The sequence below is a fragment of the uncultured Tenacibaculum sp. genome (assembly GCF_947502995.1).
Classification (GTDB): domain Bacteria; phylum Bacteroidota; class Bacteroidia; order Flavobacteriales; family Flavobacteriaceae; genus Polaribacter.
The window spans coordinates 50,423-66,363 of the sequence record NZ_CANNBW010000005.1 but is presented as its reverse complement, the minus strand read 5'-3'; the positions used below and the strand labels follow the sequence as shown (position 1 = coordinate 66,363).

Here is a 15,941-nt window from a genome sequence, read left to right as displayed (position 1 = left end):
AATTTATTAGAAGACTAAGATAGGAATAAATAAAAAGTGCCAACAATTATAAAATTGCCAGCACTTTTAAAAAATAGTCCCCAATTAAAATTTTTCTAGTTAGTTGAAGTCCAAGGTTACTTGGTCAATATTTTTGCGGACCTTCTTTAAATCTTTCATATAGTCGTCTTCAGCTCTAAAACCTAACGGTAAAACTAAAACAGATTGTAAGTTTTTTTCATTTAGTTTTAAAATTTCATCATATTTCTCCGGAATAAAACCTTCCATAGGACATGAATCTATTTTTTCTAAAGCACAAACAGTTAGTAAATTACCAAGAGTAATATAGGCTTGGTTTTTGTTCCAGGTTAGTAATTCTTCTTGAGTTTTTTTTGAAAAAGAATCTATTAAATAATCTTTGAAAGGATTTAAAATTTCATCTGGTGTATTTCTGATGTTTTTTACTAATTTGAAGTAATTTTCAACATCTTTTGTTGTTTGTTCTTTAGGTACACATAAAACTAAAACATGTGAAGCTTGTGCTACTTGTTGTTGGTTCCAAGAATGTTCCACTAACTGTTTTTGTAATTCTTTATTTTTAATTACTACTAAAGTTACTGGTTGTAAACCGTAAGATGTTGCAGTTAAATTAAAAGCTTCTTTTATAGTTTGTATCTGTTCATCAGATATATATTTATTATCGTCAAATTTCTTTACAGCATAGCGCCATTTTAAACTTTCAATAGTTGTACTCATTGCTTTGTTTTATAAATGCATTGCAAAATTACAATTAACTTTTACTTGAAAATGAAAATGAATATTGAAAAAAACTATAGTTAAAATGATGAATTTTATAGTGAATTTTTATCAATGATTTTCAGGAAAGTAGCTGGTTCCGGTCTAACTCTATAGTTATCTGTAAGGTCTGCAAAAACGACTTCATTTTCTTTATTGGTAATAATTACAGTAGGCATTACAACATCAGATTCATATCCAAAAACTTGAAATCCCATAGGTAATCCATTTTCATGAAGAATATTTAAATTTCTTGCATTCTCGTTGTTTATATCAGTCAAATAATGAAAAGGAACATTATGTTTTTTAGCTAAACTTTCTGTAAATTCATGAGGTTGTGAACTAATTAAAAATACATCAGTATTTCTCTTGGAAAGTTCTTGATATTGATTTGCTATTTCTTTGATTTGTGCCATACAAAGCGGACACCAATTTCCTCTGAAAAAAAGCAAAACTTTATAATCACTATCAAATTCTGAAAGATTCACTTTTTGTTTCTGAGTATTTTCGAAAGTTAATGATGGTAATCTTTTTCCTACTTGAATAGTATTTTGATCTCTCTTTTCAAATTTAGAATACCAAGTCAAATATAAAAACCATCCTAAAGCTAATGCTATACTAATTACGATTGCATTTAAATTTAATGTAAATAAAGTCACAGCTGTTCCAATTATTACTGGAACGGTAAAAGAAGTTAATGTTGTACTTGTTCTTGCTACAGGTTTTATAAATAAAGAGCTAAAGAAAATTATAATTGGTAATGCATTAAGTAAAAGTCCAATATTAGTAAGATTACTATCGAACTGTACAAGTGTTTTCACAAAAATGATTAAAGCAAAAACAGGTAATGCACTTATAAAAATTGACTTAAGTAGATTTTTCATAAATTTATTGTCGAAAAAAGAAAAAGAAATTACAAGCTATGAAAGAAAATTTCCTTCATTATGTATGGCAGTACAAGTTATTTAACACGCTTAACTTAAAACTGACATCAGGAGAAACACTTCAAATATTACATTCTGGATTATCTAATAAAAATTCTGGTCCAGATTTTTTTAATGCAAAAGCAATTATTGATGAAATTTTATGGTATGGTCATGTGGAAATTCATGTGAAATCATCAGATTGGTATCAGCATCAACATGAGGAAGATAAAAATTACGATGCCGTAATTTTACATGTTGTTTATGAACATGATGTAGATATTTATAGGAAAGGAAACAAACAAATTCCCACTTTAGAGTTAAAAGAATTTATAGATAATTCTATTGTAGAAAAATATGCATCAATATTTCAACAACAAATAAATTGGATTTCTTGCGAAAAAGAAATTCACACGATTAATAGTTTTATATATCAAAACTTTACAGAACGGCTGTATTTAGAACGATTAGAAAGTAAATCTAAGTTTATTTTCACTTTACTAGAGAATACGAATTATGATTTTGAAGCTGTATTGTTTCAATTGTTAGTCAAAAATTTCGGACTTAAAGTTAATGGAGATTCTTTTTTTAAATTAGCAACCTCATTCGATTTTTCTTTAATTAGAAAAATTGGAGCAAATGAATTTCAATTATCAGCTTTGTTATTCGGTCAAGCAGGGTTTTTAAATGAAATAGAGGAAAGTGAATATCAAAATGAACTTAAAAAAGAATATGAATATTTAAAACATAAATATCAACTAAATTCATTAGGTAAAAATGAATTTCAATTTTTTAGAATGCGACCTAATAATTTCCCAACGATACGATTGGCACAAATAGCTACTTTGTATTCGAGCTACAGAAGTTTATTTTCTAAACTGATTCATTTAGACAATGTTGATGATTTTTATGAATTACTTTCTACCGGTGTAAATGAATTTTGGGAAGAGCATTATACGTTTTTGAAATCATCAAAGAAGAATAAAAAACAATTAACAAAGTCATTTATAGATTTACTTTTAATCAATACTATTTTACCCTTAAAATTTGTGTATTTAAAACACAGAGACGAATTTGATGAAACTAACTTTTTCAAATTACTTGAAAGTATTCAACCAGAGAAAAATACTATTATTCAAAAGTTTGAATCATTAAAAATTAGCTCCAAAAATGCTTTAGAGAGTCAAGCTTTAATCCAGTTAAAAACAAACTATTGTAATCACAAAAAATGTTTATCCTGCAGTTTTGGAAATGCGATGTTGAGAGGTTAAAGTAATAGAAAGTTTACAATTAGTTAAAAAACAGTAATTTGTAATGTTATACATTTATAAAATATTTACCTGAGAAATAGGTGTTCACTTTAACTAAAAACTTATTCATTGAGCTTAAATACTAAACAATACTACAATAGAGATTTATCTTGGTTACGATTTAATCACAGAGTACTACAAGAAGCGCAGGATGCTAGAAATCCTTTGTATGAGAGGATAAAATTCTTAGCAATATTTTCATCGAATTTAGATGAGTTTTTTAAAGTTAGAGTTTCAGATATTAGGCAAATAAAACAGTTAGATAAATGGCTACGAAAAAAGTTAGTTTCTAAACCTAATAAGTTATTAAAGCAGATTAAGAAAGAAGTAGATAAACAGCAAAATGAGTTCGGTAAAATATTTAGAACTCAGATTTTACCAGAGTTGAAAAGTCATCGTATTCATTTAATAGATGAAAAAAACTTAACTCCTTCTCAAGAAAAATTTTGTGTGAATTTTTATGAAAAACTTCTAGAAAATAAACAAATAGAAATTAAAGAAGAAGTTTTTGTAGAGAACGAAAAACTATATTTATTTGCTGTAAAAGAAGAACAGGAATTATGGATGAAAATTGATGGGGTTTCAAGGTTTGTTGTGCTTCCAGAAGAAAAAGAAGAAGATCAGCATTACATTATGTTTGTTGATGATATTATTCGTTTGAATCTTCAAAAACATTATGAGGTAAATTTTTATGAAGTTAAAGTTTCACGAGATGCTGAGCTATATATAGATAATGAGTTTTCTGGAAATTTATTAGAAAAAATTCAAGAGTCTTTGCCTAAGAGAGATGTAGGACAAGTTACAAGAATTTTAGTTGATGAAGTTATTCCTGAAACATATTTAAAACAACTTAAAAAAAGTTTAGATGTAAATGAAACAGATATTGTAGTAGGAGGAAGGTATCATAACTTTAAAGATTTCTTTTCATTTCCAAATCCTACAGATCAAGATTTAAGTTTTGTTGATTTACCACCAATTCAAATCAAAGAGCTTGACCAGTATAGTTCTATGTTTGATGCTGTTTTAGAAAAAGATAGACTTTTTTCTTATCCTTATGAATCGTTTGATAGTTTTTTAAGATTTATAAATGAAGCCGCTTCAGATACAACGGTTACTGAGATTAAAATGACATTATATCGTATGTCTAGTGATTCTAAAGTTGCCCAAGTATTAATAAAAGCAGTAGAAAATAATATTAAAGTGACAATCTTTATTGAAACTAAAGCGAGATTTGATGAAGAGAATAATATTAAATGGGGAAAGATTTTAGAAGAAAAAGGAGTAAAAGTTCATTACAGCTATCCTGGAATAAAAGTACATTCTAAGATTTTATATGTGAAAAGAAGTTTAGATGGAGAAGAACAAAACTTTGCTTACATAGGCACAGGGAATTTTAATGAGAAAACAGCAAAAATTTATACAGATTTCGGGCTCTTAACTTCAAAGAAGAAAATTACAACAGATATAGCAAACGTTTTTTCGGTGTTAGAAGGAAATTTAATTATTCCTAAAACTAAAAAGATTTTAGTTTCGCCATTTACAACACGAATTGGTTTTACTGAATTAATTCAAAATGAAATTGAAGCTGTAGAGTCTGGTGATGAGGCAAGCATTGTTTTAAAATTGAATAGCCTACAAGATGAAAAATTAATAACACAATTATATAAAGCAAGTAATAAAGGAGTACAAATTAAAATTATTTGTAGAGGTATTTGTTGTTTAGTTCCTGGGGTAAAATTACAAAGTGAAAACATAGAAGTAATTAGTATTGTTGATCGTTTTTTAGAGCATGCACGTGTTTTTATTTTTTCTAACAAAGGAAAAGAGAAAATATATATTGGTTCAGCAGATTATATGACTAGAAATTTAGATCATAGAATAGAAGTAGTAACTCCTATTACAGATAATGAAATTCAATTTAAAATTAAACAGATTATTAATTTACAATTAAATGATGCTGTAAAAGCTAGAATTATTGATGAAAATCAAAAAAATAATTATGTTCAAGAACATCACGAGAGTTACTCAGAAAGTGCTCAACATAAAATTTATGAGTATTTAAAAAGTTATTACTAAAATAGTTTCATTGCTAGCGAAAATGAACTGAATAGTATTTTACAATAACTTAAAAAAGATAATGTTAGTTATAATTATATATTTGTAGTTAAAATCAATTAAAATGAAAAAAATATTTATTGCTGTTATTTCAATTTCTTTATTAGTAGTTGGATGTAAAACTGAGAATGGAACTTCAAAAAACACAACTGTAAAAACAAATAACAATTCTGAAACTGAAAGTACTTCTGTAGATGACGGATCTGGAGATGCAATTTGCTTATTAGATAAATTATCTGTTAGAGAAACTCCTACGGCTAAAGGAAAGTGGATTACTTCTATGAGTTTAGGTGAAAAAGTATACTTTACAGGTGAAAAACATATTGATTCTGTAACTAAGAAAGATTACTTTAAAGTAAAGTTGATCGATGGTAAACAAGGTTGGTCTAGAGCTCCGTTTTTAGCAGTTAATGGTAAAGTAGGAGTAATGGTTAAAAATGCAAGTGTATACAAAAGACCAGATTTATTAACCAAGACTGAGAATGAATTTAGTCCAATGGATATTATCGCTGTTATTGGAAATCAAGACGATTGGATTCAAGTAAAAGGAAAAAGAGCTACAGGAAAGTATATCGAAGAGGTTTGGGTAAAATCAAATAATATTTCAGATAAATCAGTAGATATTGCAGCTGCAAAATATGCTAGTATTGCAATAACGAAACCAACAATGACAGATAGAATTAAAGCTTTACAAGAAGTTGTGGGAAATAGTGATTTTTCTGAGTCTATATTTATTGATTTAATTCAAGAAAAAATTAAAGATTACGAGTCTAAAAATGTGCCAGTAGATGTACAAGATGTAAAAGTAGATGAATAATATTTTTAGAATATAATAGATATAAAAAATCCCGATGAAATTCATCGGGATTTTTTTTTGTTATTTTTTAGGATTTAAAATTGAATTAATTCTATTTAAACAATCTTTGTAGTGATATTTTGTGATTTTGTTTGTAGCTCTTTTGCTAGCTAAGTTCACTTGATATTTTAAAGAATTAATTTCTCCTCTCACGATAGAAGGAATATCTGTATTAGTAATTTTATCGTTCTTTAATAATTTTTCCATTCTACCTATAAAACTTTTCTGTAAATTTCTTCGGTAAACATCTACATTTCTTAAAGCGTTAGCTTCAGAAAATAATCCTTTTCTTAAATCTCTTATAAACTCTGAAGCACTGTAGAAATCAGAGCTAATTACTTCGGTGTTAATCATACGTTCTAACCTGCTTGTATTTAGTAAACTAGAAAGTTGTCTGTTTTGTAAAGAAAGCATTGTATTAGTATATTTTGTATGATTAATTTTTGCCAGAATATTTTTGTCTAACAACCAATTTTGAGTAGCAAATACATTTTTAAGTAACCAGTTTAAAGATTCTTTCTGTTTTGCTTTTGGAAGTACAGTATATACATTTCCTGTTTGTTCAGGTTTTTTATTGTCTTCAAAAACACCACCTACATTACCAACAACATGACCAGAATATCTACTCCAAACACCAAGTAATTCACGATATAATTCATTTAAATCATCATAATTATTAGTTTGATCAGAAGTCCATTTTTGTAAGTTTTTAGCAACTATTTTTAAGTTTTTAATTCCATAAGTACTAGCTTTTACTTGATCATTTCCTATACCTTCAGTTTGAGAAGCCGGATCAAAACCATTAAAACGCTGAATTCCGAATTTGTAAATAGGATCTTTAGCTTTATCAGTAATCCATTTATCTAAAGTTTTTACTTCATCTTCAGGTTTACCAGCAAAAGGTAAATAACGATATCCCCAATTAATAGAATAATGATCGTACGGACCAATTTGACGAATGAAACGAATGTTCTTGTCACCAGGTTGCGCTACATAATTATAACGTGCATAATCCATAATAGTAGCAGCAATACCATACTTTTGAGTGAACTTTCCTGAACGTAACGAGTCTACAGGATAAGCGTAACTCGCTGCCATATTATGAGGTAATCCTAAAGCATGACCAATTTCATGTGCAATAACCATTCGCATCATTTCTCCAATTTCTTCGTCTGGAGTTTTTAAAGTTCTAGCTGAAGGATTAGCAGCTCCGGTTTCTAATAAATATCTATTTCTGTAGGAACGTAAATGATTATGATACCATACAATATCACTTTCTATAATTTCACCAGAACGAGGATCGGAAACACTTGGTCCCATTGCATTTCTTGTGGTACTAGCTACATATCTGATAGAAGAATAACGAATATCTTCCATGCTAAATTCAGGATCTTCTTCTTTCGTAGGAGGATATTTAGCAATAATTGCATTTTTAAATCCAGCGGTTTCAAAAGCTTGTTGCCAATCTTCAACACCTTGTTTAATGTATTTTCTTAGTTTTTTGGGAGTAGCAGGATCTAAGTAATAAACAATAGGTTTTATAGGTTCTACTAATTCTCCTCTGTTATACGCAGCTTTATCTTTAGGTTCTAATCTCCATCTTCTGATGTATGTTTTATAGTCTGCTTTTAAAGCTTCAGAGCCGTAATCTACTGTACCAACTGAAAAATAACCAACACGTTTGTCAAATATACGAGGCATCATAGGTTTTTCAGGAAGTAAAATCATAGATTGATTCATTCTAATACTAATACTTCCAGCAGCTCTTTGTGATGGAGGAGTAGCAGCATCATAAGTAAAGTCTTGAACTACTTCTATGTTTTTTGGATAACTTTTAATAGCGTTGATAAAACTACGTTTAGGGTCTAATCTTCTTACTTTGTATTGTCTTCTTGCTCTAGCACCAATTCCGCTAATTGCTTTTATATCTGAAGTAAAAAATTTAGAAACATCAATAAGAACTGCAGTAGAGTCATTATTCTGAACTTTAATATCAAAAGCATGAATTATAGGTTCTAAATTATTTGATTTTACAGATTTGTAGATAGGAAGAGAATCGTTAGCTGTAGCTTGGTAGGATTTTATTTTTAATAAAATTTTCTTTTTGTAATGCTCCCAAACAACAACTTGTTCGTTAGTTTTAGAACCAGCGTTCATAAACCCGCCTCCAAAACCAGAAGGTAATGCTTTTATTCTACTAACTAATAACATTTCTTTTCCTAATAAAGATTTAGGAATTTCATAGTAATATTTACCATTAGTTTCATGGACTTTAAACAATCCATTGTCAGTTTTTGTTTTTTTTGTTACAAAATCAGTGTACTTAGGTTTCTTTTTCTTGGGAGTTTTTTTAGCAATTTCTTTTTTATCGCTTTTAGCTTTTTTTCTTTGTGCTTCTATTTGGCTAGGAATAGCTAAACTCATTAAGAGTAGAAGCAATACTACTTTTCGCATGGTTTTTAAAAATTAGTTGATAAGGGAACTAAATTATTAAAAACTTACGAAATAGCTTATTAATCTAGTATTTTAAAAAAATGAAGCATAAAAAAACCGATGAAATTTCATCGGTTTTTAAATCTTATATATAAAATTATTAGTATAAACTTTTAAATTTAGTAGGATTTACTTCATGCATAATTTCATAAACCTTTTCGAAGATATCTTCTACTGAAGGTTTAGAGAAATAATCTCCATCAGTACCATAAGCTGGTCTATGTGCCTTAGCTGTTAACGTTTGAGGTTTACTATCTAAGTGTACATATCCGTTTTGGTTTTCTACAATTTCTTGTAATAAATAAGCAGAAGCACCACCAGGAACATCTTCGTCTACTACTAATAAACGATTTGTTTTCGCTAGAGATTTTACAGTGTCATGATTAATATCAAAAGGTAGTAAACTCTGTGCATCAATAATTTCAATACTAATACCAACTTGAGCTAAGTCTTTAGCAGCTTCTTCTACCAATCTTAACGTAGAACCATAAGAAATAACAGTCATATCTGTTCCTTCTTTAATTGTTTCCACAACACCAATTGGTGTTTTAAACTCACCTAAGTTATTTGGTAACGCTTCTTTTAAACGATATCCATTCAAGCATTCTATGATTAAAGTAGGATCATCTCCTTCTAAAGCAGTGTTATAGAAACCAGCAGCTTTAGTCATATTTCTAGGAACTAATACATGAATACCACGAACATTATTAATAATTCCTCCCATTGGAGAACCAGCATGCCAAATACCTTCTAAACGGTGACCACGAGTTCTAATAATTAAAGGAGCTTTTTGTTTTCCGTAAGTTCTGTAACGAAGTGTTGCTAAATCATCACTCATTATTTGTAAAGCATACAATAAATAATCTAAGTATTGAATTTCAGCAATCGGACGTAATCCACGCATTGCCATTCCAATTCCTTGACCTAATATTGTAGCTTCTCTAATTCCAGTATCAGATACTCTTAATTCACCGAATTTTTCTTGTAAACCTTCTAAACCTTGATTTACATCTCCGATATATCCTGAATCTTCACCAAATACTAAGGTTTCTGGATATTTATTAAAAATAGCTTCAAAATTATCACGCATAATAATACGTGCATCTACTATTTTTTTCTCAGCGTCGTAAGTTGGTTCAACTTTCTGAACTTTAACTGTAGATTTTTCAGTTTCACTGTATAAGTGTGTAGAATATTTGTTTGCTGCATCGTCAATTCTTTCCTTAATAAAGTTTTGAAGTTCAACTTTTTCAGGGAAATTCTCATCAACAATCAGCTGTAAAGTTTTTCTACAAGCAACTAAAATATCTTTTCTAATTGGCTCAATTAAAGCTTCTAAATCATTTTTGTATTTGGTAATAAAAGAACCGTTTTTACTTTTAGCAGCAACTCTTTCTAAAATTTTAGTAGCGTTACTTAATTCAGCTTTTATTTCATTTACGAAAGCACTCCAAGCATTACGTTTAGCTGTACTTACTTCTCTTTTAATTTCTTTATCTAAACTAGTAAGTTCTTCTTCGTCTTCTACAAAACGTAAAATATTACCAGACTCATCTGTAAGCTCAAAGTCTAAAATCCAAGCTCTCATTTTAGCAATACAATCGAACTCTTGCTCCCATTGTAAACGCTCTTTAGATTTATATCTTTCGTGAGAACCAGAAGTAGAATGCCCTTGTGGTTGTGTTAATTCTTTAACATGAATTAAAACAGGAATATGCTTTTCTCTAGCAATTTCTCCAGCTTTGTTGTATACATCTACTAATTTTACATAATCCCAACCATTAACAACGAAAATTTCATATCCGTTACTTTCGTTTTCTCTTTGGAAACCTTTTAAAATTTCAGAGATACTTTCTTTAGTTGTTTGGTGTTTAGCGTGAACAGAAATTCCATATTCATCATCCCAAACACTCATTACCATTGGCACTTGTAAAACTCCAGCAGCATTAATTGCTTCAAAGAATAAACCTTCACTAGTACTTGCATTACCTATTGTTCCCCAAGCAACTTCATTTCCTTCATTTGAAAAATTAGTAAATCCTTCAAGTCCTTTTACATTTCTATATATTTTTGAAGCTTGCGCTAAACCTAATAATCTAGGCATTTGTCCTGCAGTAGGAGAGATATCTGAAGATGAGTTTTTTTGTTGTGTTAAGTTTTTCCACTTTCCATTCTCATCTATAGAATGCGTAGCAAAGTGTCCACCCATTTGACGACCAGCAGACATTGGTTCTTGTACAATATCTGTGTGAGCATATAAACCAGCAAAGAATTGTTGAGCGCTTAATTCACCGATGGCCATCATGAAAGTTTGGTCACGATAATACCCCGATCTAAAGTCTCCATTTTTAAAAGCTTTAGCTAAAGCAAGCTGAGGTACTTCTTTACCATCACCAAAAATTCCGAATTTAGCTTTTCCGGTTAATACTTCTCGTCGACCGAGTAAACTGCATTCTCGACTCATTTTGGCGATTCGATAATCATTTAATACTTCTTTTTTAAAATCTTCGAATGATATCTGTTGTGAGTTTGGTACAGCTACTTTTACAGTCATAAATAAAAAGTTTTGTTTTGGCTATTGTTGCAAAGATAGGTTTTTTAAATGAAATTTAAAAATCGGCCTTAGAGTTTGAATAAATCGTAAAAAAAGCAAAAAAAGTAGTGTTTTGTTGAATTATCTATAATAATCCGCGTCGTAAAAAGTTATAAACACGATCTAAACTTGTTGTAATCACAAAACGAATCTTAGTTGGATATCCAGGTTGGTTAATTTGAAATCCTTCGTTTGTGTAAATAGGAAAGTAAAATTCGAAGATGTTTGGTACAAAATTTAAACGAATTCCGTTTTCATAGAAAAATCGTGCTTTTGTGTTTTTACTTTTCAACATGGCAAAGTCATTATAAATTTCTGCCCATCTCCATACACTAACACTTGTATTCCCAGAAAGCATTAATTGATTAGCAAAAGAATGTTCTTTATAAAAAGATTTAAAACCTCCATCGGAAACTACAAATTGTTGACTAAATAATCCCGAACGTTCTGATCTTCCAAATAAATTTTGCTCAAATAAATAATCTGAACTTCTGTTTAATCCGAAACTAAAGAAATCTCCTTGTGAATGATTGTATAAAAAGAATCCTCCAAAAAACCTTAAATTAAAACTCTGTTTTTCAGAAAAGAATCTTAAATAACGAATGTCTGTAGAGAACTTAGTGAAATTATCGGCAAATTCTCCATTAATAGCATACTGAAATCTTTTTACAACATCTGGTTTACTGTATATATATCTAAAGTTTACAATTTGATATTTGTCGCTTTCAATTTCTGTATCTGTTGGGTTAATTTCTCGATCGACATTAACAATTCTTGATAATAAAAATTTGGTTCCAACATCTCTAAGTGTATTTCTTCTGAATTGAATATTTACAAATGGAGAGATTGTATTATAACTTAATTCTGGAGCGTAATGAAAGTTACTACCACTAATTCCGTAACGAATTTTATAGATCTTAGATTTTTCGAAAAAGTGATCATATCCTAAAGAAAAAGAACCCGTTAAGTTTTCACTTCTAAAAGCGTAATTCGGAGTAATACTAAAATCGAAATTATGTCGAATAATAGCTCTGTTATTAAAGTTAACTCCTAAAATCATTCCGTCGTATAAATTAAATTTTACATTCGGATTAAAGAAAACTTGATTGAAGTTTGGATCTTCGATGTCTTTTAAAAATCGAAATTGGATAGGTTTACTAATTATAGCATTATTCGTTTTCTTGTAATTATTTAAGAAGTTGTATTCTGGGTAAATTTGTTCATAGTTTAAAGCTAGCTTATCAAAATCACCCGCTTTAATTTTTACCGTTTTTATACTATCAACATTTGTAATCCAAGTTTTATATTTTATAGAATCATCTTTAATTCCATACAATGAAACGGGAGCAGTGATATTACGTTTGTTTTTTATGGTAACTTCTAAAGAATCTTCAGATTTTATTTGTGTTACTTTTTTGATTTTATAGTCAATTTTTTTAGTAGTTTTTACGTAATCACCAAAAAACCAATCTAAATTTTTATCGGTATTTCGTTGTAAAATCTTTTTAAAACTTCCTGAATTTGTTAATCGTAATGATTGATTTTTATAAAATTCTTTAAAAGATTTTTTGAGTACATTATTACCTAAAAAATCTTGTAAATATTTAAATCCTAATCCAGCTTTGTATGGACTGACGATTTTTCTATTAAAATTAGATAGAGAATCTGCAGGTGTTGTTAACGATTGATCGAAGAAACGTCTTGCACTAAATTGATAAAAGAATGCTTGTTTATCATTTTGTTTTAGTTTAGCAAGATTATAATTTTTAAAACCCCAAATCTTTGAAAATCGTCCGAAAACAGTTACATCGGGATAATATTTATTGATGTATTCCATCATTAAAAATGTTTCAATACCATCGCAAAGCCAATAATCTTTTCTATTGTTTAATAAAAGAACATCATCAATATATTTACTAGTTAGAGCTTTAAAAAATCGAATTTCCCATTTAAAATTTTCTGGATAAGGACGTAACCAATTAGGAATACCATAAATATCTTTTAAAGAGTTTTTGTTTACTGTATTTCCATCTACTAAAATTTCTGTATGTGGATGAGAACCAATAAAATCTTCTATAAAAGCTATTTGTTTATTTACAATTTCATTTGCTTGTATTAATTCAATACGTTTATCGAAAATATCTGTTTTTATTTGAGTGTTTTTAGTTTTAAAAACTCTAAACTTCTTACGATTACTAATACTTAGTATAATGTCTTTCTTTTTTTTGCCAACAAGGTAGTAATGATTAAAATTTTCCTTTTCTGTTTTATATTGATATAAATTACTTTCTAGATTTAATGTTTTAGGAATATCAATTTCTAAAGTATAGTCAGCAATATCTTCATAAAGATCGTCCATATTTAAATTGCTCATTAACTCCCATCTATTGTTATAAACAGCTGGAGTTAAATACCAAAACCTTAAATGGTAACCGTCTCCAGTTCTACCATAACCTGTATAACGAGCTTTAGGTAATTTTAAAGTGTATTTAGCAGTTAAAGTAATACTATCATTAATCGCAAGTGCATCATTCAATTGAATTTGAATAATATCATCTTTTTTTCGTAATTCTTGAAAATCTAATTCCTGATTATTAGAGGTAATACTATGTACTTTAGAAAAACCACGTTCATTTTTTTTAGAAAAGTAAAAATCTTTCTTATAATCTTTAATTAATCTTTTTCCTAATGGAGTAGTGTTATCTTTAAAACTATTGCCCCAATTGTGTAAGTAAATTTCTTCTAAATAAGTGTTAGAAGTGTTAATATAAGTGAGTTTTTGATGTACAGTAAGTGTATGTTGTATCGTATCTAATTTAGCAGAAATATAATGAGAGTTTTCTTGAGCTATTGCATAGAAAGAGCATAGTATAAGAATAATATGTAGTATTTTTTTGATCACTTACATTAAATAAAAAACTCGTTGTTTTTAAACAACGAGTTGAAGATAGAGTTTATTTTTTAATTTGAAATCAGTTCTGTTTTTTTAACAGAAAATCAGATTAGAAATTTGGTTTTAATTGATATTTAGCATAGAATTTATTGAAGTGTTCAACAGCTTCTTCAGCAGTATCTACAACTCTAAATAATTTTAAATCACCAGGACTAATATTTCCTTCTTCTAAAAGAGTATTTTCTATCCAATCTAATAAACCACTCCAGAATTTTTTACCAACTAAAACAATCGGAAAACGTCCAATTTTATGTGTCTGAATTAAAGTAATTGCTTCAAAAAGTTCGTCCATTGTTCCAAAACCTCCTGGCATTACAACAAAACCTTGAGAATATTTTACAAACATTACTTTACGAACAAAGAAATAATCAAAATCTAAACTTTTACCAGGATCAATCCAAGGATTGTCATGTTGTTCAAAAGGCAATTCAATATTTAAACCTACAGAAGTTCCTTTTCCTCTATTAGCTCCTTTATTACCAGCTTCCATAATACCTGGTCCACCACCTGTAATTACACCAAACCCACTTTGAGTAAGTTGATAAGCAACTTCTTCAGCTAACTTATAATATTTATGATCTGGTTTTGTTCTTGCAGAACCAAAAATAGAAACACAAGGTCCGATTTTACTTAATCTCTCATACCCATCTACAAACTCGGCCATAATTTTAAAGATAGCCCAAGAATCGTTTGTTTTTATCTCATTCCATGTTTTTTGTTGAAGTTTCTCACGGATTTTTCTATCGTCGTTTGTCATTTTATCAATTTTTAAAGGACTTGCTAATTTAGTGCTTTTTTTTAGATTAAAAATGCTTTAAAACAAACAAAAGGAGAAACTCATGTTTCTCCTTTGTAGTTGATTCGTTATAAAATTAACTATTTCACGAAACCTATAAAACCTGAACCACCGTCATTACCACCACATTCTGGAAGTAAATTACCATGTTCATCATGTTCTGGTATAGGACAATCATAAGTTTTTGAAAAAGTTTTTTCACAATTATTGTATTTGGCAGTAACTGTTGCCTTTTCAATTCTATCAGTCTTTATAGCAGCAAAAATTCTTCTTGATTTATCTGTAGAAGCTGGGTAATATCTTGTATTTCCATTTTTATATTTTATGGCCCATGTATATGTTGTTCCACTAGGAAAGTTACCACTAGCTTCAAGATGAATAAAATTAGCGCCACTTAATGTTCCATCTAAATAATTATCACTTATTCCAGGGGAGTAAGTATCACAGATAGATCCTGTTCCACCATTTCCACAGTTATTAATTTGAAGAATTACAGCACAGTTTAAAACACCATTTCCTGAAACCATGACAGAACCACCAGAAAAATTATTTCCGAAATTTAAAGTGACTGTATTGGTGTTTTGTCCTCTTATTATAGTTATATCACCACTGACTATACTCCAAATAGTGTTTGTGCTAGGTGAACTTGAAAAATATGTGTATGAAAGTATTTGATTTCTGTTGGCACAGTTTTCACCTATCACACCACAACCACTTGGTAATGCTATAGATTTATTTTTAGTTAGCGAACTATTAATTTCTCCCTCAAATAATACTGTATTTGAAATTTTAGTATTTGAATCAATTATTATATCATCAGATTCAGAATTACAAGATAATAAAAGGATGAATATTAATAGAATAGATAAATAGGATGTTTTTTTCATTTTAAATATTATTAAATACCAAAAAATTTAAAGACACTTTTGGTTTATGTCTTTTTTAGCTAAAAATAATATTAAATTGCAATTTTTATTTAGTACAAATATATACTTTTTTTAGATAAAAAATGCTTTAAAACAAACAAAAGGAGAAACTCATGTTTCTCCTTTGCATTAATAGAAAAGTTAATCCCCTCAATTTTTACTTTTCATATTAATTTCCCCAAAAAATATTAGAAAGAAGTTT

At 28.8% G+C, this 15,941-nt stretch carries 10 protein-coding genes; 3 read left to right on the top strand and 7 right to left on the bottom strand.

The window, feature by feature from the left end; all coding sequences use genetic code 11:
* Positions 1-99: 99 nt before the first annotated feature.
* On the bottom strand, positions 100-735 hold the full coding sequence (locus Q1A46_RS05255; RefSeq protein ID WP_299674887.1) for an NAD(P)H-dependent oxidoreductase: 636 nt from the start codon (positions 733-735) through the stop codon (positions 100-102).
* A gap of 95 nt (positions 736-830) precedes the next feature.
* A complete protein-coding gene (locus Q1A46_RS05250; RefSeq protein WP_299674884.1) occupies positions 831-1,658 on the bottom strand; it encodes a redoxin domain-containing protein in 828 nt (275 codons plus the stop codon).
* Positions 1,659-1,696: 38 nt separating this feature from the next.
* Between Q1A46_RS05250 and Q1A46_RS05245 the strand changes: the two genes are divergently transcribed.
* From Q1A46_RS05245 to Q1A46_RS05235, 3 genes are all read left to right on the top strand, one after another.
* On the top strand, positions 1,697-2,968 hold the full coding sequence (locus Q1A46_RS05245) for a DUF2851 family protein (protein WP_299674882.1): 1,272 nt from the start codon (positions 1,697-1,699) through the stop codon (positions 2,966-2,968).
* A gap of 108 nt (positions 2,969-3,076) precedes the next feature.
* On the top strand, positions 3,077-5,083 hold the full coding sequence (gene ppk1, locus Q1A46_RS05240) for a polyphosphate kinase 1 (RefSeq protein ID WP_299674879.1): 2,007 nt from the start codon (positions 3,077-3,079) through the stop codon (positions 5,081-5,083).
* A 103-nt stretch (positions 5,084-5,186) separates the two neighbouring features.
* Complete coding sequence (locus Q1A46_RS05235) at positions 5,187-5,939, top strand: SH3 domain-containing protein (RefSeq protein WP_299674876.1); 753 nt, start codon at positions 5,187-5,189, stop codon at positions 5,937-5,939.
* A gap of 60 nt (positions 5,940-5,999) precedes the next feature.
* Here Q1A46_RS05235 and Q1A46_RS05230 read toward each other — a convergent pair whose 3' ends face one another.
* The 5 genes from Q1A46_RS05230 to Q1A46_RS05210 all read right to left on the bottom strand — a co-directional run bounded on the left by Q1A46_RS05230 (position 6,000) and on the right by Q1A46_RS05210 (position 15,700).
* Positions 6,000-8,432, bottom strand: a complete 2,433-nt coding sequence (locus Q1A46_RS05230) for a zinc-dependent metalloprotease (protein WP_299674873.1) — start codon at positions 8,430-8,432, stop codon at positions 6,000-6,002.
* A gap of 139 nt (positions 8,433-8,571) precedes the next feature.
* A complete protein-coding gene (locus Q1A46_RS05225; RefSeq protein WP_299674870.1) occupies positions 8,572-11,025 on the bottom strand; it encodes a thiamine pyrophosphate-dependent enzyme in 2,454 nt (817 codons plus the stop codon).
* A 124-nt stretch (positions 11,026-11,149) separates the two neighbouring features.
* Positions 11,150-13,966, bottom strand: coding sequence for an aminopeptidase (locus Q1A46_RS05220; RefSeq protein ID WP_299674867.1), 2,817 nt, complete (start codon positions 13,964-13,966; stop codon positions 11,150-11,152).
* A 100-nt stretch (positions 13,967-14,066) separates the two neighbouring features.
* Positions 14,067-14,774, bottom strand: a complete 708-nt coding sequence (locus Q1A46_RS05215) for a TIGR00730 family Rossman fold protein (protein WP_095070359.1) — start codon at positions 14,772-14,774, stop codon at positions 14,067-14,069.
* A 119-nt stretch (positions 14,775-14,893) separates the two neighbouring features.
* Entirely contained in the window at positions 14,894-15,700 is an 807-nt protein-coding gene (locus tag Q1A46_RS05210; RefSeq protein WP_299674862.1) for a hypothetical protein, read from the bottom strand.
* Positions 15,701-15,941 lie beyond the last annotated feature (241 nt).